This is a genomic window from Rhizobium sp. A37_96, from assembly GCF_053521765.1.
The window spans coordinates 39,719-59,052 of sequence record NZ_JBNWDS010000009.1 but is presented as its reverse complement, the minus strand read 5'-3'; the positions used below and the strand labels follow the sequence as shown (position 1 = coordinate 59,052).

The 19,334-nt window shown below is 61.0% G+C and carries 16 protein-coding genes; 10 read left to right on the top strand and 6 right to left on the bottom strand.

Annotated elements, in window-relative coordinates; translation table 11 throughout:
• Positions 1-75: 75 nt before the first annotated feature.
• From ACQZ6J_RS21450 to ACQZ6J_RS21440, 3 genes are read left to right on the top strand one after another with little or no spacing between them, the layout of a single operon-like run.
• Positions 76-1,146, top strand: a complete 1,071-nt coding sequence (locus tag ACQZ6J_RS21450; protein ID WP_449085534.1) for an HlyD family secretion protein — start codon at positions 76-78, stop codon at positions 1,144-1,146.
• Between the two features lie 11 nt (positions 1,147-1,157).
• On the top strand, positions 1,158-3,932 hold the full coding sequence (gene rbbA / locus ACQZ6J_RS21445) for a ribosome-associated ATPase/putative transporter RbbA (RefSeq protein ID WP_449085533.1): 2,775 nt from the start codon (positions 1,158-1,160) through the stop codon (positions 3,930-3,932).
• The gene (locus tag ACQZ6J_RS21440; protein WP_449085532.1) at positions 3,929-5,047 is read left to right on the top strand and encodes an ABC transporter permease; all 1,119 of its coding nucleotides are present in this window, start codon (positions 3,929-3,931) and stop codon (positions 5,045-5,047) included. Before rbbA ends, ACQZ6J_RS21440 begins: the two co-directional genes overlap by 4 nt.
• A gap of 33 nt (positions 5,048-5,080) precedes the next feature.
• Here the strand turns inward: ACQZ6J_RS21440 and ACQZ6J_RS21435 are convergent, their stop codons facing one another.
• The 5 genes from ACQZ6J_RS21435 to ACQZ6J_RS21415 are packed head-to-tail and all read right to left on the bottom strand — an operon-like array spanning position 5,081 to position 9,659.
• Positions 5,081-5,890, bottom strand: a complete 810-nt coding sequence (locus ACQZ6J_RS21435) for a M55 family metallopeptidase (RefSeq protein ID WP_449085531.1) — start codon at positions 5,888-5,890, stop codon at positions 5,081-5,083.
• A complete protein-coding gene (locus tag ACQZ6J_RS21430; protein ID WP_449085530.1) occupies positions 5,887-6,924 on the bottom strand; it encodes a DmpA family aminopeptidase in 1,038 nt (345 codons plus the stop codon). Before ACQZ6J_RS21430 ends, ACQZ6J_RS21435 begins: the two co-directional genes overlap by 4 nt.
• Before the next feature lie 16 nt (positions 6,925-6,940).
• On the bottom strand, positions 6,941-7,684 hold the full coding sequence (locus ACQZ6J_RS21425; RefSeq protein WP_163993702.1) for an amino acid ABC transporter ATP-binding protein: 744 nt from the start codon (positions 7,682-7,684) through the stop codon (positions 6,941-6,943).
• Positions 7,685-7,690: 6 nt separating this feature from the next.
• Positions 7,691-8,809, bottom strand: a complete 1,119-nt coding sequence (locus tag ACQZ6J_RS21420; protein WP_449085529.1) for an amino acid ABC transporter permease — start codon at positions 8,807-8,809, stop codon at positions 7,691-7,693.
• 4 nt (positions 8,810-8,813) lie between these two features.
• Positions 8,814-9,659, bottom strand: a complete 846-nt coding sequence (locus ACQZ6J_RS21415) for a transporter substrate-binding domain-containing protein (RefSeq protein WP_163993699.1) — start codon at positions 9,657-9,659, stop codon at positions 8,814-8,816.
• A 929-nt stretch (positions 9,660-10,588) separates the two neighbouring features.
• On the opposite strand from ACQZ6J_RS21415, the gene ACQZ6J_RS21410 reads away from it, so the two are divergent.
• The 7 genes from ACQZ6J_RS21410 (at position 10,589) to ACQZ6J_RS21380 (ending at position 18,501) form a co-directional block, all read left to right on the top strand.
• On the top strand, positions 10,589-12,136 hold the full coding sequence (locus ACQZ6J_RS21410) for an ABC transporter substrate-binding protein (RefSeq protein WP_449085528.1): 1,548 nt from the start codon (positions 10,589-10,591) through the stop codon (positions 12,134-12,136).
• Between the two features lie 137 nt (positions 12,137-12,273).
• Positions 12,274-13,209 (top strand): ABC transporter permease, encoded by a 936-nt coding sequence (locus tag ACQZ6J_RS21405; RefSeq protein ID WP_449085527.1) that lies wholly within the window; start codon positions 12,274-12,276, stop codon positions 13,207-13,209.
• Positions 13,206-14,087, top strand: a complete 882-nt coding sequence (locus tag ACQZ6J_RS21400) for an ABC transporter permease (protein WP_449085526.1) — start codon at positions 13,206-13,208, stop codon at positions 14,085-14,087. The genes ACQZ6J_RS21405 and ACQZ6J_RS21400 overlap by 4 nt, the downstream gene beginning before the upstream one ends.
• The gene (locus ACQZ6J_RS21395) at positions 14,084-15,055 is read left to right on the top strand and encodes an ABC transporter ATP-binding protein (protein ID WP_449085525.1); all 972 of its coding nucleotides are present in this window, start codon (positions 14,084-14,086) and stop codon (positions 15,053-15,055) included. Before ACQZ6J_RS21400 ends, ACQZ6J_RS21395 begins: the two co-directional genes overlap by 4 nt.
• Positions 15,052-15,807, top strand: coding sequence for an ABC transporter ATP-binding protein (locus ACQZ6J_RS21390; RefSeq protein ID WP_449085524.1), 756 nt, complete (start codon positions 15,052-15,054; stop codon positions 15,805-15,807). The genes ACQZ6J_RS21395 and ACQZ6J_RS21390 overlap by 4 nt, the downstream gene beginning before the upstream one ends.
• A 16-nt stretch (positions 15,808-15,823) precedes the next feature.
• The gene (locus ACQZ6J_RS21385; protein WP_449085523.1) at positions 15,824-17,269 is read left to right on the top strand and encodes a serine hydrolase domain-containing protein; all 1,446 of its coding nucleotides are present in this window, start codon (positions 15,824-15,826) and stop codon (positions 17,267-17,269) included.
• A 320-nt stretch (positions 17,270-17,589) separates the two neighbouring features.
• Positions 17,590-18,501 (top strand): hypothetical protein, encoded by a 912-nt coding sequence (locus ACQZ6J_RS21380; protein WP_449085522.1) that lies wholly within the window; start codon positions 17,590-17,592, stop codon positions 18,499-18,501.
• A gap of 51 nt (positions 18,502-18,552) precedes the next feature.
• Here ACQZ6J_RS21380 and ACQZ6J_RS21375 read toward each other — a convergent pair whose 3' ends face one another.
• Positions 18,553-18,852 carry a hypothetical protein gene (locus ACQZ6J_RS21375; protein WP_432444428.1) on the bottom strand — a complete coding sequence of 100 codons (300 nt, stop codon included), beginning with the start codon at positions 18,850-18,852 and terminating at the stop codon, positions 18,553-18,555.
• Between the last annotated feature and the right edge of the window lie 482 nt (positions 18,853-19,334).

The following is a 19,334-nucleotide window of genomic DNA, read 5'->3' as shown; positions in this document are numbered from 1 at the left end:
CGGGCGATCAAGAGCTTTAAGTAGTTTGCGTATGCGGCCCGATACCGTGCGGGTCGGTGGCTTATGGAGAAGGCGATGGCTGTTTCACGAAAGACTTGGCTTGCGGGTGCGATCATTCTCATCGTTGCGGTGGGCGGCTATTATGCCTGGACGCTCATCAATGACCGCGGGCTTCCCAGCGGCTTTGCTGCCAGCAACGGTCGTATCGAAGCGGTCGAGATCGACATCGCGACCAAGACTGCCGGGCGATTGCAGGATCTGATGGTCCGCGAAGGTGATTTCGTCACCGCCGGCCAGACGCTCGCACAGATGGATACGGCGCAGCTCGAAGCACGCAAGCGCCAGGCCGAGGCACAGCTGCGCCGCGCCGAAATCGCGATCGACACCGCTCACAGCGTGGTTGCCCAGCGCCAGGCGGAAAAGACGTCCGCGCTCGCGGTCATAGAGCAGCGGAAAGCCCAGCTGGATTCGGCAAGCAAGACCAATGCGCGCAACAGGCAGCTGCTGAGCAGCAACACCGTCTCGCAGCAAATCGTCGACGACAGCGAAGCCAACGAGCAGGCAGCGCGGGCAACGCTCGCGTCCGCAGACGCCGCACTGGCGGCGTCGGATGCAGCCATCAATGCCGCAAAGGCACAGGTCGTCGACGCGGAAGCCGCCGTGGATGCCGCAAAGGCCGAAATCGAAAGCATCGAGACGGATATTTCGGACAGCACGCTCAAGGCGCCACGGGATGGCCGCATCCAGTATCGGATCGCCCAACCCGGCGAAGTGCTGGCAGCCGGCGGCCGCGTGCTGAACCTCGTCGACCTTGGCGATGTCTACATGACATTCTTCCTTCCGACGGAGCAAGCCGGCCGCACCTCGATCGGGTCGGACGTCCACCTCGTGCTCGACGCCGCACCCCAGTATACGATCCCCGCCAAGGTCTCCTTCGTCGCCGACGTTGCGCAGTTCACGCCGAAAACCGTCGAGACGGAAGAAGAGCGGCAGAAGCTCACCTTCCGCGTTCGCGCTCAAATCCCTCAAGAGCTGCTGAAGAAATATATCCAGTACGTCAAAACAGGGCTGCCCGGCATGGCCTATGTGCGCCTCGACCCGCAGGCGCAATGGCCTGACAATCTCGAACGCAACCTCGTCAAGTAGCGGTTGACGACATGGTCGAAACCGTCGAACGCACCACGAGTAACGACGAGGATGGCGGCGTTGTCGCCAGGCTGACCGATGTCAGCCTCGTCTATAAGAGTGCCATCGGCCTGGATCAGGTCACGCTTGCGATACCATCGGGCAAGATGACCGGCCTGATCGGCCCTGACGGCGTCGGCAAATCGAGTCTCCTGTCGCTGATCTCGGGGGCTCGTGCAGTTCAGAAGGGACGCGTGGAGGTATTCGGCGGCGACATGAGCGATGCCCGGCATCGCGACCGGAGCTGCCCGCGAATTGCCTACATGCCGCAGGGACTTGGCAAGAATCTCTACCCGACGCTGTCCGTTTTCGAGAATGTCGATTTCTTCGGGCGCCTTTTTGGCCAGGACAAGAAGGAACGAGAGACCAGGATCGGCGAGTTGCTTGACAGCACCGGTCTCGGGCCGTTTGCAGAGCGCCCCGCGGCAAAATTGTCCGGCGGCATGAAGCAGAAGCTCGGGCTGTGCTGCGCGCTCATTCATGATCCGGATCTTCTTATTCTCGACGAGCCGACGACTGGCGTCGATCCTCTGTCCCGCAGGCAGTTCTGGGAGCTGATCGGCAGCATTCGGGCAAGCAGGCCCGGAATGAGCGTCATCGTCGCGACCGCCTATATGGAGGAAGCCGCCGATTTCGACTGGCTGATTGCAATGAATGCCGGCAAGGTGCTTGATACCGGCACCCCGAAACAGCTTCTTGAGCGGACCCAGACCAAGGATCTCGACGCCGCCTTCATCGCCATGCTGCCGGAGGCGGATCGCCGCGACTACCACGAGATTGTCATTCCGCCGCGTCCGCAAGCGACGGACGGTGTTTATGCCATCGAGGCAAGCCATCTCAGCATGCGCTTCGGTGATTTCACCGCCGTCGACAATGTCAGCTTCCAGATCCCGAAGGGCGAGATATTCGGCTTCCTGGGTTCGAATGGCTGCGGCAAGACCACGACGATGAAGATGCTGACGGGCCTGCTCGCCGCCAGCGAGGGCGAGGCCAAGCTTTTTGGCCGCAAGGTCGATGCCAGCGACATGGCGGTCAGGCGTCGCGTCGGCTATATGAGCCAGGCCTTTTCGCTCTATAGCGAGCTGACCGTTCGCCAGAACCTCGATCTGCATGCCCGTCTTTTCCGGTTGCCGGAAGAACGGATTCCGGGGCGCATCGCCGAGATGACGGATCGGTTTGGATTGGGCACCGTGATGGAAGCCCTGCCGGACGCCTTGCCGCTCGGCATCCGCCAGCGGCTATCGCTGGCCGTCGCGATGATCCACGCGCCGGATATTCTCATTCTGGACGAGCCAACGTCCGGCGTCGATCCGGTCGCCCGCGATGCCTTCTGGCAGATCCTTGTCGACCTGTCGCGCAAGGATGATGTGACGATCTTCATCTCGACCCACTTCATGAACGAAGCCGAACGCTGCGATCGCATCTCGCTGATGCATGCGGGCAAGGTGCTGATCAGTGACACGCCGGCAGCCATTGCCAAGAGCCGCAACGCAGCAACGCTCGAAGATGCGTTCATCGCCTATCTCGAGGAGGCGGCGGGTATCGTTCGCGGCGAAGAAGCCAAGCCCGTCGTCGTGGCGGGTGCCCATACGGCCGCTCCACCGCCCACGCGCCGTCGTCTCTTCGATTTTCGGCGCATGTTCAGCTATACGCGCCGGGAAGCGCTGGAGCTGCAGCGGGATCCCATACGCGGCACGCTTGCCGTTCTTGGAAGCGTTATCCTGATGCTCGTGATCGGCTATGGCATCAACCTCGACGTCGAGGATCTGACCTTTGCCGTGCTCGACCGTGACGATTCGACCATCAGCCGCGACTACGTGCTCGACATCGCCGGTTCCCGCTACTTCATCGAAAAAGCGCCGATCAGGGACTATGCCGACATGGATCGGCGCATGCGGGACGGCGAGCTCAGTCTCGCCATCGAGATTCCACCGAGCTTCGGAAGGAACGTGCTGCGCGGCGACAATGTCGAAATCGGCGCATGGATCGATGGCGCCATGCCGCAACGGGCCGAAACGGTGAGAGGTTACGTTCAGGGTATGCATGCCGAATGGCTCGCTCGCAAGGCAAAGGAGCTCTATGGCGCGGCGGCCACGCAAGGCGCATTCACCATAGAAACGCGCTTCCGATATAATCCCGACGTCAAAAGCCTCGTGGCGATGGTTCCCGCCGTTATCCCGTTGCTGCTGATGCTGATCCCCGCCATGCTCGCAGCCTTGAGCGTCGTGCGCGAAAAGGAACTCGGATCGATCATCAACCTCTATGTCACGCCGGTCAGCAAGCTGGAATTCCTGCTCGGCAAGCAACTGCCTTACGTCGCGCTGGGGATATTGAATTTCCTGTTGTTGACGGCTTTTGCCACCCTGGTCTTCCGGGTTCCGTTTACAGGCAGCTATCTGACCTATCTGACGGCGGCGCTCTTGTATGTCGTCATCGCGACCTCGATCGGCATCGTCATCTCGGCCTTCATGAAGAGCCAGATTGCAGCGATTTTCGGAACCGCGCTGCTGACCCTGATACCGGCGACACAATATTCGGGCATGATTGACCCGGTTTCGTCATTGCAGGGGGCCGGCGCCCTGATCGGCAAGATTTATCCGGCCACCTATTTCATGACGATTTCGCGCGGCACGTTCTCCAAGGCGCTCGATTTCACCGGCCTTTATGGCTCTTTCATTCCACTACTGATAGCGATCCCCGTCCTCTCGGTCCTGGGTACGCTTCTCATCAAAAAGCAGGAGGGATGACAGTGTCACTATCCAATATCCTGCAACTGGGGATCAAGGAACTGCGCGGACTGGCGCGCGATCCGATGCTCGTTCTGCTCGTCGTCTATGCGTTCTCGCTGCAAATCTATACCGGCTCCAGCGCCCTGCCCGAAACGCTGAACAATGCGGCGGTCGCCATCGTCGACGAGGATCAATCGCCTCTGTCGGGGCGCATCAGCACCGCGTTCTACCCTCCGTATTTCGTGCCGCCCAAGCAGATTTCGATCGCCGAGATGGATCAGCGGATGGATGCGGGCCTGGACACGTTCGCGCTGAACATCCCGCCGGATTTTCAGCGAAAGGTCATGGCGGGGCAGCAGCCGGCACTTCAGCTCAATGTCGATGCGACCCGCATGAGCCAGGCGTTCACTGGCAGCGGCTATATCCAGACGATCGTGACAAGCGAAGTCGACGAGTTCATGAACCGCTATCGTGCCGCCAGCAATGTGCCGGTGGACCTGACATTGCGGGCGAGATTCAATCCGCAACTCAACAAATCCTGGTTCGGATCGATCAACAACATCATCACCTCGATCACGATGCTTTCGATCGTCCTGACGGGCGCTGCCCTCATCCGGGAAAAGGAACACGGGACGATCGAGCATCTGCTCGTCATGCCCGTGACCCCGCTGGAGATCATGGTCAGCAAGATCTGGTCGATGGGCCTCGTGGTTCTGGTCGCAACGGCGTTCTCGATCTTCGTCGTTGTCAAAGGCCTGCTTGCCGTTCCCATCGAAGGGGCGATGACGCTTTTTCTGCTTGGAACGGCGCTGCAGCTTTTTGCGACGACGGCCATGGGGATCTTCCTGGCGACCGTCGCGGGCTCCATGCCGCAATTCGGCCTGCTCCTCATTCTCGTCCTCTTGCCGCTTCAGGTCCTGTCCGGTGCCATGACGCCGCGCGAGAGCATGCCCGATATCATTCAATACATCATGCTACTGGCACCGAACACGCATTTCGTGATCCTGGCGCAATCCGTTCTCTTCCGAGGCGCCGGCATCGACGTCGTCTGGCCGCAGCTTTTGTCATTGCTCGCGATCGGCATGGTCCTGTTTTTCTTTGCTTTGCGGCGCTTCAGGCAATTTCTGAGATAGGCGCCGCGGCCGTGCTTCGGAGAGCGAAGCTGGTCACGACGTCAGAAAGCGCAATGCGCGCTGGATCTCGAAGAAATCTTTCGCCTTGAAGCCGACCGCCCTCGGGCCGGAGGCGTAGGCCCCGGGATACCAGCGAACTCGCCAGGCGTCCGTGGCATTGACGAATTCGATCACCACCTCGAAGGGGCCTTCCAGAGAAGGCAATTGTGCAGTCGGTCCGGCGGCAAGGGCGGAGATCGCAGCCTCTACGCCCTCCCTGATCTCGTCGCGCGCGCGCGCCGGCGTGATCGACAGGGCGGCGCGGCCAAACCCTTCCATGGTCGGCACCGTGCGGATGCCGGGAACGAGCACTCCGGCATCCGCACAGATCTCGGCGTCTCCAGCGAGAAAAGCCGAGCGAACGCCATGGCGTGCCGCGCAAAGCGCATTGATCGTGAATTCCGAGGCCACCTCTCCGTTGAGAAGAAGGCGCGATATGCGAAGCGTCGTCGTATGGGCAAGAGGATTGGCCTCGGAACCCGCCTTGGAGTGATAGCCGGTGTAGATCGCAGCCGCGAAGTCGGAGCTCAACCCGAACATCATGCCGTCCGGATGACCGGACCATCCGCGCATGATCCGCGCATAGGGCGGAAGCCGATCCAGAATAAGGTTGCGTCCGCTGTCATGGGCATCCTTGATCAGGACTTCGCTCGCGCCTGCCGCGCGCGCACCCTCGCACGCCGCGACGACTTCCGCAGTCATCAGATTGCGAAACTCCGCATAGTCGGCATGCGTGCGCTCGGCTTCGTCCCAATGAGCGATGCCGGCGGTTCCCTCTATATCGGCGGATAGAAAGACTTTCATTCTTGGATCTCCTTTGCCCAGTCGGCCAGTGAGGGATAGTGCCGTCCCGTTCTGCCCGATGTGGCGGGCGCGGCGCAAAGCGCGTTCAGAACGGCTTCCTGAGTAGCTTCCGCAGCAGCGCGAAACGGCAGGTCGATGAGGTTGTTGTCGAGGCAGCGGACGGCCTGGAAGGGCGGCGCCTCGTGCGCCACCGGATCCGCCGTGGTGAAGCCCACGACAATATCGCCCGAGCCATGTCCCCAGAATGCCCCGAGCCGCGCGAGGCCCGCGCCGGCCCGTCGCGTCACCCGCTGCAATTGCCGATCGCCAAGCGGCAGGTCGGTGGCAAGGATGACGATGACCGAGCCTTTTTCCGGAGCGCTCAGCCCATGCGGCTGCGGCCTGCGGCCATCAGGCAGAACCAGGTCGCCGGCGCGGCCGAAGTTCGCGAGAACCAGTGCGCCAAGCGTGAAATCCTGCCCTGCGATGCGCATCCGGCGGGAAGCCGTGCCGATCCCCGCCTTGAAGCCGAAGGCGGTCATGCCGGTGCCCGCACCGACAGCCCCCTGCTCGACAGGGCCGGATGCCGCCGCGTCCAGGGCCGCAAAGGCATCCTGGCGCGTGACGGCGAGCGCCTGAATGTCGTTTATGGAGCCGTCATTGCATTCGCAGACCACTGCGTTGACGGTCGAGGTTTTCCGCCCGATGTCGGGGTTGGCCGCGATGGCGCGCTGGATCAAGGCCTCTGTGCAGGCGGCGACACCAAAGGTATTGGTGAGCAGGATCGGCGTTTCGATCGTCCCGAGTTCCGCGATCTGGACAAGGCCCGTGGATTTGCCGAAGCCGTTGATCACCTCGACGGCGGCCCGCACCTTCTGGCGAAAGAGATCGCCCTGGTGCGGGACGATTGCCGTCACGCCGGTTGCAAGGCCCGCACCGGACAGGGTGCGGTGCCCGACCGCTATCCCGGCAACATCGGTGATGGCGTTCAGCGGCCCGGGAAGCAGGCTGTTTTCCCCATCGGCCCACAGGCCCAATTGGCGTGCAGTCGTCATCTGAATGTCCTCTGGTCTACAAACGTCCGGCCTTCTTCAGGCTTTTCAGGAACGCCTGCGTGCGCTCCCCTTGCGGATTGCCGAAAATATCGGCGGGCGGGCCCTGTTCATAGACTTTTCCGGCCTGAAGGAAACAGATGCGGTTGGCAACCTCCCGTGCGAAACCCATTTCGTGGGTCGCAAGGATCATGGTCATGCCGCGTGCCGCAAGGTCGCGAACGATATCCAACACCTCGGAGACCAGCTCCGGATCGAGCGCCGACGTGATCTCGTCGAGGAGCAGCAGCATCGGATCCATCATCAGCGCCCGCACAATGGCGACGCGCTGCTGCTGGCCTCCGGAGAGGCGATCCGGGTAATCCTTGGCCTTGTGCGCCAGCCCGATGCGGTTCAGGAAGACCATCGCCTTCTCTTCCGCCTCGCGTCGGCTCATGCCGAGGACCTTGGTGGGAGCCAGGACGGTATTTTCCAGAACGGTCATATGGGGAAACAGGTTGTATCCCTGAAACACGATGCCGATATCGCGGCGCACCCGGTCCAGGTCCACGCCCGGTCCGGTGATCTGATCGCCATGGATGCGGATCTGGCCGGACGATATTTCCTCGAGCCGGTTCACGCAGCGCAGAAGGGTGGACTTACCGCAGCCGGACGGTCCGATCAGGCAGACGACCTCATGTTCGGCAACGCCCAACGAGAGATCCGAGATGACCTCCAATGCGCCGTAGCGCTTGGTGACATGGTCTATTTCCAAAAGTGTCATGGATGCTCAGCCTCCCGCCCGTATCCGTCGGCGATCGCGCTCGATCAGCCTGTCGACGAGCCGCGCCTGCGGAATGGTGATGACGATGAACAGGATGGCCACCGTGGTCACCGCCGATAGGTTGAAGTTGTTGGCCGCGATAATTTTCGACTGGTTGAAGGCATCGATGGTGCCGATGATCGCGACCAGGGCGGTATCCTTCTGAAGGCTGATGCAGTTGTTCATCAGCGGCGGAATGATGTTGCGCACCGCAAGCGGCACCACGACGTAGCGCATGGTTTTCGCATGGCTAAGCCCCAGCGAACGGGCCGCCGCAACCTGGCTGTGATGCACGCCTTCGATGCCGGCGCGATAGACCTCGGACGTATAGGCTCCGTAGGTCAGCGTCAGGGCGATGATCGCATAGGAGGTCGAGCTCAAATCCGACAGGATGGGCAAGTCGGTCAATGGCAGGCCGAAACCGATGAGATAGATCGTGATGATCGCCGGCAGGCCACGTAAGAGATCGCCATAGGCGATGGCGAGAAACCGAAGCGGTCGCCCCGCCTCGCCCGGTATGGTCCGTGCGATCGCCACCAGAAGCGACCAGATGAGGATCAGCACCGCCGAGACGGCGAAGATGGCGACGTTGGTGCCGAAGGCCCACAACACCTTGCCCGCTGAACTGCGGATCAGGGCGAGATCGAAGAAGGTTCGGCTGACGGCGGCATCGTTGAGCGCCATAAACCAGGCTGCGCCCGTCACGATCAGCAGAGCGCCTGACCAGGACAACGCCTTCCATGCACCGAGAGAAGCGTCCGCCCCGAGCGCGCGCGCGGCATGCAGGTCGGAGCTGCGCCCTGCGGCAAGAGACTTTGCAAAGGCCCGGATTGCCATCAGCAGCACCAGGCCCGCCGCGATCGCCGCGACGAGGCCGGGCACGGTCGCGGCGATCCGGGAGATCCCCTGGGACGCCGCCTGGCTTCCAATGTGCTGCGCGGAAATGGCAACGAGGCAGAATGTCAGGGCGGCAAGGACGAGCGTAAAACTCGTCCGGCCGCGATAGGTTCGCGTGACGCCCTGGGCGCGCCATACGGCGGCGCGCCCAGTTTCGTTCTGCGATTCCGAAGCGAGAGAATCAGTCATCAGATCAATATTTCCAGACCGGAACGTCCTCGGGCTTCAGGCCGCCGCGAGCCTCCGACAGATATTCGGCCTCCAGCGCCTTCAGCGTGCCGTCGGCGGCCATGTCCGCGATGATCTTGTCGATCACCGGCTTTTCCGCCGAGCCCTTCGGGTAGATGCCGGCCGTGTCGTTGCCGCTCGGATATTGTCCGACGACCTTCAGCTTGCCGCCGGAGTTGGAGACCTGCCCCAGAACGACCGAAAGGTCGGTCATCACCACGTCGACATTGCCCGATGCGAGAGCCGTGAACATGGCACCCGTGTCGTCGAAGACGGAAAGTTTCGTATCGGGCAGTGTATCCTGTGCCCATTGCACCATGGTCGTTCCTGCCTGGGTGCCGAGCTTCGCGGTCTTCACGCTTTTCTCGTCGACGGTGGATTTCGCGCGGGCGGCAAGGCCGAAGGCTCCGTGATCGTAGGGCGTCGAGAAATCCACCACCTTCTTGCGCTTTTCGGTGACCGAGATGAGCGCGAGCGCGATATCGAAATCCTTGTTCTGCCCGGCGACGATGGAATCGAACGAGGCGTTCTTCAGGACGACCTTGTCGATGCCGAGGCGTGAGGCGATGTTGACGGCCATGCAGAACTCGCGTCCGCCGGTGATGGTCTCAGGCGTATCGCCGTTGAACTCGCCGACGGCAGGCAGGTTGATGATCACCGTGAACTGCCCGGGAACGGCGGTCTGCGCATGTTCGGTGCCGGCCTTTCCGAAAAGCTTGCAGTTGCCGTAGCCCTCGCTTGCCATGGCCGGCGCGCTGAGCGCCAATAGGGAGCCAAGAACAGTGCCAAGCATTTTCGCCTTGTTTTTCATTTCGTTCGCCTCTGTTGGTTTTGGTTGTTGATGGTCAGTTGGGTGGGATCCTCGGGCAGCTATGCTGCTTCGAGGGCAATCGGGCTGCCTTGATGTGGAAGGAGCTGGCTGGCTGGCGTGAGGCCGCAATCGAGCAAGCCGATACGGGCCTCGCCCTCGGACACGAACCGGCCTTCACAATAGACAATCCCACTCATCCGCATTTCCGGTTCTTCGCCATTTCGATGACGAACAGACTTTGCTGATGCGGATGAGGTTTGACCAATTCGCTTTGCGCAGCAAAGTATGCAAAAATTGCATAACAATTATAAAACAATGAGTTATGATGTTTGCCGCTGAATAGAATTTTTGAATTGACACTGGCCGAACGCGATCTTCCTATAGCGGTTTCAGACCGCGGATGGGCCTAACAGCCGGATTTCACGCGATTTTTCTTCGAACATCTTCGTATTTGGCGCGATCTTTTTCGTTTCAGAGAAAATCGCGCACGTTCCGAAATACCCGATTGACGGCTGCCGCATACTGAGATTAGGCTGCCGCCAACAATAGCAAGCAGAGGGGAGGTCATCTTGACCATTGCTAGAAAAGAACAAGTATTAAATCCGTATAATTGGATAGTATCGAAAGACTGACAATCTAAATTCGATACGCAAGGCAACTATAGTTGCCAGAACGCAGTGACAGCAAACCGCCGGTCGCCGGTGTGATGCTGCATAAACGGCGTCCTCCCCGACCTGTCTCGTCGGCATAATTTCCATCTTCCATTTCCGGATCAGTCACCGGCTGCGGACATGCTTGCCCGTATCAGACCTCTTGTCTGCGCGGTTGTGCACACCCGCAAGCGGCGTCGCTGAAGCGGCAGCGTTCGGCCGACCGCTGTCGTGCGCCTTCACATCCATATCGTTGAAATCATTACGGAGTTTCGAACCATGAGCAATTCGTTTCGGACCAGAACCTGCATGGGCGTGGTGTCGGCCCTGCTGATCGGCACAAGCTTAACCAGCGCATTCGCGGAGGAAGCCCCGCAAAAAGGCGGCGACCTCGTGATGGTACGCGCCGATCCCATCCAGACGCTGATGCCGACGCTGGCGGCGGAAAACGGCTCGATCTGGGCTATCGAAGAGATGTTCGATACGCTGTTGCTGCCCACCGAGGACGGCAAGGGGGTGCAGCCGGGGCTCGCCAGCGAATGGAGCCAGTCGGCCGACGGCCTCGAATGGACCTTCAAATTGCGTCCGGACGTGAAGTTTTCCGACGGCACGCCGATGACCTCGAAGGACGTAAAGTTTTCGCTCGATCAGGCATCGAACCAGGCCAATCCGTTCGGCTTCATCAACGCGTCCATCGCGGAGGTGAAAACGCCCGATGCGCAGACCGTCATCGTGCGCACAAAGGCTCCCTATGCACCGCTGCCTTCGGTCATGGCGATCTTTTCCAATTCCATCGTGCCGTACAATTATGGCGGCAAGACCGCGGAGGAATTCGCCAAGGCACCGATCGGCACCGGCCCTTTCAAGCTTGAGGAGCGCACGGTCGGCGTCGGTGCGCATTTCCTGCGCAATACGGAATACTGGCAGAAGGGCAAGCCCTATCTCGACTCGATCAGCATCAACGAGGTGGCCGACGGCAACACCCGCGCCAATCAGCTGCTGGGCGCCCAGGCACAAATCAACGAATTCCCGGCCTATTCCAGCACGCAGGCGCTAAGGGCCGGCGGCGGCGACGTGGCGCTCGGCGTCTTTCCGTCGAGCCGCGTGGACTTCGTCGTGATCAACACCACGAAGGCACCGTTCGACGATGCGCATGTGCGCCGCGCCATCGCCGCTTTGATCGACAAGCAGGCGCTGATCAAGGTCATCCTGTTCGGCAACGGCGATCCGGCAGGCGCCTACATGTCGCCGAGCTCGTGGTCGCACAATGCCGACGTCAAGGGCGTGCCATTCGATCTCGAAACCGCGAAAAAGGAACTTGCGCAATCGAAGGTGCCCGATGGCTTCAGCGCCACGATCACGGTCAGCAGCGGCAATTCAGATGAAGCCACGATGGCGCAGATCATTCAGGCGCAGGCAGCGAAAATCGGCATCAAGCTGGCCATCCAGGTGCTCGACCCCTCAGCCTTGAGCGACGCTCGCCAAGCCAAGAACTACGACATGGGCTTTACCTACAACACCACTGACATCGTCGATCCGGACGAGATCATCCGTTTTGCCGGGGTCTACGATGGCGGCTCGCAGGTGCAGTATTCCTTCTACGACAACAAGGAAATCGCCGCGAAGGCCGAGCAGGCCGCAACCATCAGCGACCAGGCGGCGCGCAAGAAGCTCTATGACGAGATCCAGGTCCTGTGGGACAAGGATCAGCCGATGGTGCCGCTGTACTACTCGCCCGAACTCTACTCCTATTCGACGAAGGTTCACGGCTTTCATCCCTATGTGACCGGCAACTACAACCTCGCCAACGTCTGGCTGTCGGAATAACCGCCGCGCCGGGGCCAGGCTTCCGTTTCCCTTTGCCGGGCGGACGGAGGCCAGCCTCGATCCGGCGGCACGCGACGGACTGCGCGCCCTCCCGCGAGCGCGCAGTCCGTCTCCGTCCCTTTTGAGATCGGTTTTCCATGCTGAGATTTTTATTCCGACGGCTTATGCTGCTGATACCCGTTGTGCTCGGGGCGGCGACGCTGACCTTCCTCCTGATGCATCTCACCCCCGGCGATCCCGCCCGGACCTATCTGGGCGAACATGCAACACCGGAGGCGATTGCGGCGCTGAAGCAGCAATGGGGCCTCGATCAGCCCCTGGCGATCCAGTATCTGCGTTTCCTGCGCGATCTGGTGACGGGCGAACTCGGTCAGTCGATGTTCTTTCGCGAGCCGATCGTCGATCTACTGGCCACCCGCCTGCCCCCCACCCTGCTTTTGATGCTGATGAGCGCGCTCTTGAGCCTCGTCATCGCCGTCCCGCTCGCCGCCTGGAATGCCGTGAAACCCAACGGCCTCTCCGACGTGGTGGTGCGAATCCTGACTGCCATCTTCCAGGGCACGCCGATCTTCTTCATTGCCACGGTCTTCATCGTGATGTTCGCCATCCGGCTGAAGATCTTTCCCGTGGCCGGATATGGCAAGACGATGTGGACGCATGTCGTGTCGCTGTTTCTGCCCGCGCTGTCCCTGGCGCTCGGCATCGTGCCCGTGCTGATGCGCAGCCTGCGCACGGCGCTGATCGATGCGCTGAACAGCGAATACGTCAATTTCGCCCGCGCCAAGGGCCTGCGCAGCAGCACGATCTGGCTGCATTACGCGCTGCGGAACGCCAGCATTTCCGGTCTCAGCATTCTCAGCATCCAGATCGGCTTTCTCGCCGGCGGTTCGCTGGTGGTCGAGAACGTCTTCGCCATTCCGGGCATGGGCACCTTCCTGATGAAGGGCATTTTGAACCGCGATTTTCCCGTGGTGCAGGCAAGCGCTCTGGTCTTCGCGCTTCTGGTGCTGCTCGTCTACCTGCTCACCGACATCGCCTACACGCTGCTTGATCCGAGGGTGAGACTGAAATGAGCCAGACTCCGATGACCGCATCCACCCCCGCTACGGCTCGCGCCGCCGCAGCCGGCCCGTTCCGGCGGCTTGTTCGCGACAATCCGCAGCTTCTGTTCGGCACGCTGATCGTCGGCGTAATCGTCCTCATGGCGCTCGCCGCACCGCTGCTCACCCGCTACGACCCCACCGCGCAGGATTTCCTGTCCACGCTGCAGGGGCCGAGTGCGGATCATCTGCTCGGCACGGACAATCTCGGGCGCGATATCTGGGCGCGGCTGCTCTATGGCGCGCGCACCGATCTGGCGCTCGCGTCGGTCGCGGTCCTGCTGCCCTTCGTCATCGGCTCAACCGTCGGCGCGCTCTGCGGCTATTTCGGCGGGTGGTTCGACACGATCGTCATGCGCATCGCCGATACCGTCGTTGCTTTCCCGTTCTACGTTCTCGTCATCAGCCTGGTCTTCATTCTCGGCAACGGCGTCTCGAGCATCATCGTTGCGATCTCCATCGTCAGCTGGATCGCCTATGCCCGCATCATCCGCGCCGAGGCGATGGTGCTGAGCGCGACCAATTTCATGGACGCGCTGCATGTGGGCGGCCTCGGCGTTCCGCGTATCGTCTTTCGCCATCTGATGCCGAACGTGCTGAGCCAGGCCATCGTCTACGCGATGAGCGACATCGTGGCCAATATCGGCGTCATCGTCACCTTGAGCTATTTCGGCCTCGGCGTCGTGCCGCCGACCCCGGACTGGGGCAACATGATGTCGGAAGGACAACCCTTCTTCGCCGGCGGCACCTATAGCCTGATGCTGATCCCCGCCGTGGCCGTGGTCGTCACAAGCTACGGGCTGTCGCTGGTCGGCGACGGGCTTGCAACTGCGCTGAGGGTGAAACGATGATGCATCGGACGGCAAAGACAAACGCAGCCCTCGACATCGAAGGCTTGAGCGTCGCAGCCTGGATCGGCGATCGAAGCTACAGGGCGCTCGACAATGTGGCCTTGTCCGTGGCGCGTGGCGAAGCGCGCGGGCTGGTGGGCGAATCCGGCTCCGGCAAGAGCCTGACCCTGCGCGCGGTCATGGGCCTTCTGCCTGCAAATCTGCGAGTAACCGCAGGTGCGATCCGGTTCAACGGCCGCGACCTCCTGGCCGATGGCGGCAAGCATCTGCATGCGATCCGCGGAACCGGCATTGCCATGGTGTTTCAGGAGCCGGCCATCGCGCTCAATCCGGTGATGAAGGTCGGGCGGCAGATCGTCGACGGCGTCGCAGAGCGGCGGGGCTTCGGCGCCCGCCAGGCCCGCGAACTGGCCGTTGAACTCCTGGCGCAGGTCGGAATCCAGGATCCTGCCCGCTGGGTCGATGCCTATCCGCACCAGCTCTCCGGCGGGATGCGCCAGCGCGTCATGATCGCCTCGGCGATTGCCAGCAAGCCGGAGGTGATCCTGTGCGACGAGCCGACCACCGCGCTCGACGTGACGATCCAGGCCCAGATCCTCAATCTGTTCAAGGCACTCAAGACCGACCTCGGCGCCGGCCTTCTCTATGTCACGCACGATCTCGGCGTGGTCGCGGAATTCTGCGATTCGCTGACCGTCATGTATGCCGGACGCACGGTCGAGCAGTCCGACGACCTGGCCGCGCTGATCGCCGCACCCGCGCACCCTTACACGCGGGCGCTGCTGGCGGCGGTGCCACGCATCAAGGGGCCGATCAGGCGCCTGCGCGGACTTGCCAGCTCCGCACCGTCCCTGACGGAACGCGACCAGACGCCCGCACAGGCCTTGATACCCTGCGGGCCGGGGCGCCAGGTTGCCCCCTTCACCGCCGAAGACGAACGCTTTTTTGCAAGGGATGAGGAAGTATGACCCGCAACGAACTTGTGGTGGAAGGCGTCTCGGTCACCTTTCCTGGCGGGATGCAGGCGCTGCGCAATGTCGATCTTCGCGTCGGCGCAGGCGAAATCGTTGGCCTTGTCGGCGAATCCGGATCGGGAAAATCCACGCTCGGCCGGGTGGTCGTCGGGCTCCAGCAGAGCTATTCCGGCCTGCTGCAGTTCGGCGGAGAAACCATTCATCCGCGCCGCACGCGGCAACAGCGCTGTGCCATCCAGATGGTGTTTCAGGACCCTTACGCCTCGCTCGATCCGCGCATGACGGTCTGGCAGCTCCTGCACGAACTGATGAGCGTGCACGGCATCGGCAGCGGGCGGGAGGATCGCCGCCAGCGATGCGAAGACCTGCTGCGCCGCGTGCACCTGCCTCTGACGATGCTCGACAACCGCCCGGCGACCATGTCCGGCGGCCAGCGACAGCGCGTCGCCATCGCCCGCGCGCTCGCCATCGATCCGCAGTTTCTCGTTGCCGACGAAGCAACGGCCGCGCTCGATGTGTCGGTGCAGGCGGGGATCATCAATCTCTTTGCCGATCTGCGCGCGATGATGGGGCTGTCGCAACTATTCATCTCGCACAATCTTGCCGTCGTCCGGTCGCTCTGCGACAGGGTGGCTGTGATCTATCGTGGCGAGATCGTCGAAATGGCATCGACCGAGGCTATTTTCGATGCGCCGCAGCATGACTATACCCGTCACTTGCTTGCCGCCGCACCCGACCTGCCCTGAGCCGAAAGGAACTATCATGCCCGTATTCGAAAACCTTCCGCAGCGTGACGCGCTTGCCGAAAAGATCGATGCGCTCTTTCACGAACGGGTCGAGCAGAGAGCGACGCCCGGCATCCGCTTCGCCGTATTCGACCGAACGGGCATCACCTTCGAAGGCGGACATGGGCATGCAGATACGGCGGGCCGTCCGCCTGCATCCCATACTCGGTTCCGCATTGCCTCCTGCACCAAGAGTTTCACGGCGGCCGCCATTCTGGTGTTGCGCGATCGCGGGCTGCTGTCGCTCGATACCCCTGTCACCCATTACGTGCCGGTGCTGAAGCCAACGCTGCCGGAAGGGCGGCCGGAAGCGCCGACGGTGCGGATGCTCCTGTCGATGGCGGGCGGGCTGCCGACGGACGACCCTTGGGCGGACAGGCAGGAATCGCTGTCCAATGCCGCCTTCATGGCGGTACTCGAGAGCGGCGTTCGCTTTGCCACGGCGCCTGGAACGCGGTACGAATATTCCAATCTGGGCTACGCCCTCCTCGGGCAGGTGATCGAGACAGTCAGCGGCGAGCGCTATGTCGACTTCGTCGCAAATCACCTGCTTTCGCCGCTCGGCCTGCATGAGACGGGCTTCGATCCCCTGTCGATCGCACCGGAACGGATGGCCACGGGCTTCCGCGATGTCGACGGCAACTGGTTGCCGCTGCCCTTCACCGGGCCCGGTGCCTTTTCCGCCATCGGCGGCGCGGTTACCACGACCCATGACCTCGCCCGCTGGGCAGGCTGGCTTGGTGCCGCGTTCGATCACGCGAGCGGCGGCGAAGAAGGACCGCTCTCGGCCGCGAGCCGACGGGAAATGCAACGCATCCAGTGCCCGATCGCTCCGGAACCGGCGGACGACATCCGCCTCAAGGGATATGGATTCGGTCTCCTTGTCGAACACCACATCCGCTTCGGTCCGATCGTCAGTCACTCGGGCGGCTATCCCGGCTTCAGCTCGCACATGCGCTGGAATCCGCAGACCGGCCTTGGCGTGGTCGCTTTCGAGAACGCGACCTATTCGGGAGCCTGGACACCGACGACGGCGGCGCTCGACCTGCTGCTCGACCGCGCGTCCGAAATCGGCAGGCCGGACGACACACCGCCCTCGGTCGTCCGCGACTTGTCGAAGGGCCTGTTACGCCTGCTGACGGAAGGCTGGGACGACATGGTGGCGGACGCGATCTTCCTGGAGAACGTCGCCATGGACCGGCCCTATCGCGAACGCGCAACCGAAATGGCGGCATTGCGCGAAAGGGCTGGCGTGCTGGCTCTCGACAAGCTGAAGATCCTTGCTGCCGACCCGGGCGGCGCCGACAATGGTTTCGGGCGCTTCGATCTTCATCTGCCCTGCGCTGCGGGCGAGATCGTTGCAAAAGTGCTCTGCGGTCCGCCGAAGCCTTTGAGGATCCAGTCCATTACCTGGCGACTGTGATTGCCTGGCGTTCAGGGCCTCTTCATATGCAATTGGAGAGGCCATTGCCTTGTCGCTTCGTACGCATGGCTCCGCTATTTCCGGCCGGACATTCGATCATACAGCCGGGTTTCACTATCGGAGGTGATCCACATCGTTTCGGTGTCCGAGCGGCAGGGGGAGCTTGTGTGCGACCAATGCTACCGGCTGAGCCTGTGTGAATGCATCTACTGATTTCCGAATGAGCCTTGGGCGTTCGCTGGCAATCCACGCGGATCAATAGGTTGATCTTCATCTTTCAACAATAGAAGCGGCTTTCTGCTGCTTTGAGGCCTGTAATCATGACCGCGTCGACACATGCGCTACCGCTTTCCAGAGGAGCGTATTCGGCTGAAACTCTCATCCGCATGAGCGCTTTTCCTGATGGTCTGGTTCTGGCAGCGAGCTTGCTTCTGGAAACCCATCGCGCACTGCCGAAAGAGGTGCGGTATGTCGGTGATCTGCAGCGATGGATGCTCAGTCAAACGGCGATAGCCTTGCATTTCGAGCATCGATACGATCCATCGCAATCCGAGACGATATCTGCAAGTTCTCTGATGAAAGCAATAGCCGATACAGGTATCGCCAGCCGAAATACCATGTACTCTTTTCTTTCGGAGATGGAGCGTTATCGGTTTATCACTCCACTCGCCAGCACGGATGGAGGACGCCATATGTTTCGGGCGACTGAAATGAGCGAGCAACTTATCCGTCGCTACTTTGATATCCACTTGAAGGCTCTGGACCTTATCGATGGATGTCAACGACATGCCTTGTCTCAAGACAATCCGCTGTTGCTCGTAAGGGCACAGCCGCTCTTTGCTCGTCTTCTGCTGACGCGGGAAGATTGGTATCATCCTCCGGATACCATTGCTAGGTTCGTCCATTCTGATTCTGGAATCAGCATACTCCATGACCTGGCGAAAGGCGCTCCTTCCGTCGTACTGGATGCGGATTCACCAATCTGGATAGGAGACGTATCGCCGAATGTCTTTGCGCAACACTACCATATCTCCAAAACCCACGCCGCCAGGCTTTTGTGTTCGGCACGCGAAGCAGGTCTGATCGGCTGGGCGAAGAAAAGCAATCGTGGCCTATGCTGGATATCTCCTCGATTGGTATTCGCTTATCGTTTCTGGCAAGCAATTAAACTTGCCTCGGTTTCACAGGCATTTGACACGGCCTGCGGGGAGGCAGGCTGCGCCTATGGCTGAAACCGAGGTGGCGAAGCGTGTCGGGAAGTGATTTACTTCCCGACCTCTATTTCACTCATGTATGGTATAGGAGTCCATTTCGCAGAGATTTTGCGTATCTGTGGTCGTGTCGAGATCCGAGCTCTCTTCAAATTCAAACTTCATATCGTATTTGCAGACGCGTCTTCCATCGGCAATGGTGATCTTCATGCTTTCACCGGGATTGAGTACGTCACGCCCGAATACGTCATCCTCCCAGTCGTTCACTCCAACCGGTGACGTGTAGAAGCGTGTCAGTACCGAATTCGTACCGTTCTTGAGCGTAAATATGAGATCATCGGCCTTTGCAGGAGTGATCGCGCACAGCGTCATTACAGACGCTGCGACAGCAAAGTTTAACTTTTTCATTTCCCTACCCTTTGATGAATACTATGTGGAGCCCCGTTTCATCGTTTAGCGGAAAGTCGACCTCTTCTGAATACCCCTCTCGTCCCATATTTGGACCTATTTTCCTTCGAGTTTCTCCAGTGAAAACCTCCTTTCCTGTGTGTCGTTACTTCCGCGCTGACGACCGCCGACTGGCAGGCGCTGGTAAAGCGGCCAGTGAATTTCGCCTCGGTTCGAAAATGAACTTGCGGCGGCGCGCAACCCGATCCACCCCCCGTGCTTGTCACCTCTCTTTCCGGTTTTGCCATCTGAACCCAAATGGCCTTCCGCTTGCCCTGCCCAGCACCGTTTCGGAAGCATGGCTCGTCTTTGGCGAACGTCTCTGTCGATGGCGGGGGCTTCGATGCCCGGAAGGCATCGGTCACGGGCAATCGGCGGGCTCGGCTAGGCAACGATCATCATGGCAA

What these genes read in the sequence shown, in the direction of transcription:
- ACQZ6J_RS21440 (WP_449085532.1), top strand. Translation starts at nt 3,929, where the DNA reads ATGACAGTGTCACTATCCAATATCCTGCAACTGGGGATCAAGGAACTG.
- ACQZ6J_RS21420 (WP_449085529.1), bottom strand. Translation starts at nt 8,809, where the DNA reads ATGACTGATTCTCTCGCTTCGGAATCGCAGAACGAAACTGGGCGCGCC.
- ACQZ6J_RS21395 (WP_449085525.1), top strand. Translation starts at nt 14,084, where the DNA reads ATGATGCATCGGACGGCAAAGACAAACGCAGCCCTCGACATCGAAGGC.
- ACQZ6J_RS21380 (WP_449085522.1), top strand. Translation starts at nt 17,590, where the DNA reads ATGACCGCGTCGACACATGCGCTACCGCTTTCCAGAGGAGCGTATTCG.
- ACQZ6J_RS21410 (WP_449085528.1), top strand. Translation starts at nt 10,589, where the DNA reads ATGAGCAATTCGTTTCGGACCAGAACCTGCATGGGCGTGGTGTCGGCC.
- ACQZ6J_RS21425 (WP_163993702.1), bottom strand. Translation starts at nt 7,684, where the DNA reads ATGACACTTTTGGAAATAGACCATGTCACCAAGCGCTACGGCGCATTG.
- ACQZ6J_RS21400 (WP_449085526.1), top strand. Translation starts at nt 13,206, where the DNA reads ATGAGCCAGACTCCGATGACCGCATCCACCCCCGCTACGGCTCGCGCC.
- rbbA (WP_449085533.1), top strand. Translation starts at nt 1,158, where the DNA reads ATGGTCGAAACCGTCGAACGCACCACGAGTAACGACGAGGATGGCGGC.
- ACQZ6J_RS21385 (WP_449085523.1), top strand. Translation starts at nt 15,824, where the DNA reads ATGCCCGTATTCGAAAACCTTCCGCAGCGTGACGCGCTTGCCGAAAAG.
- ACQZ6J_RS21450 (WP_449085534.1), top strand. Translation starts at nt 76, where the DNA reads ATGGCTGTTTCACGAAAGACTTGGCTTGCGGGTGCGATCATTCTCATC.
- ACQZ6J_RS21390 (WP_449085524.1), top strand. Translation starts at nt 15,052, where the DNA reads ATGACCCGCAACGAACTTGTGGTGGAAGGCGTCTCGGTCACCTTTCCT.
- ACQZ6J_RS21430 (WP_449085530.1), bottom strand. Translation starts at nt 6,924, where the DNA reads ATGACGACTGCACGCCAATTGGGCCTGTGGGCCGATGGGGAAAACAGC.
- ACQZ6J_RS21405 (WP_449085527.1), top strand. Translation starts at nt 12,274, where the DNA reads ATGCTGAGATTTTTATTCCGACGGCTTATGCTGCTGATACCCGTTGTG.
- ACQZ6J_RS21415 (WP_163993699.1), bottom strand. Translation starts at nt 9,659, where the DNA reads ATGAAAAACAAGGCGAAAATGCTTGGCACTGTTCTTGGCTCCCTATTG.
- ACQZ6J_RS21375 (WP_432444428.1), bottom strand. Translation starts at nt 18,852, where the DNA reads ATGACGCTGTGCGCGATCACTCCTGCAAAGGCCGATGATCTCATATTT.
- ACQZ6J_RS21435 (WP_449085531.1), bottom strand. Translation starts at nt 5,890, where the DNA reads ATGAAAGTCTTTCTATCCGCCGATATAGAGGGAACCGCCGGCATCGCT.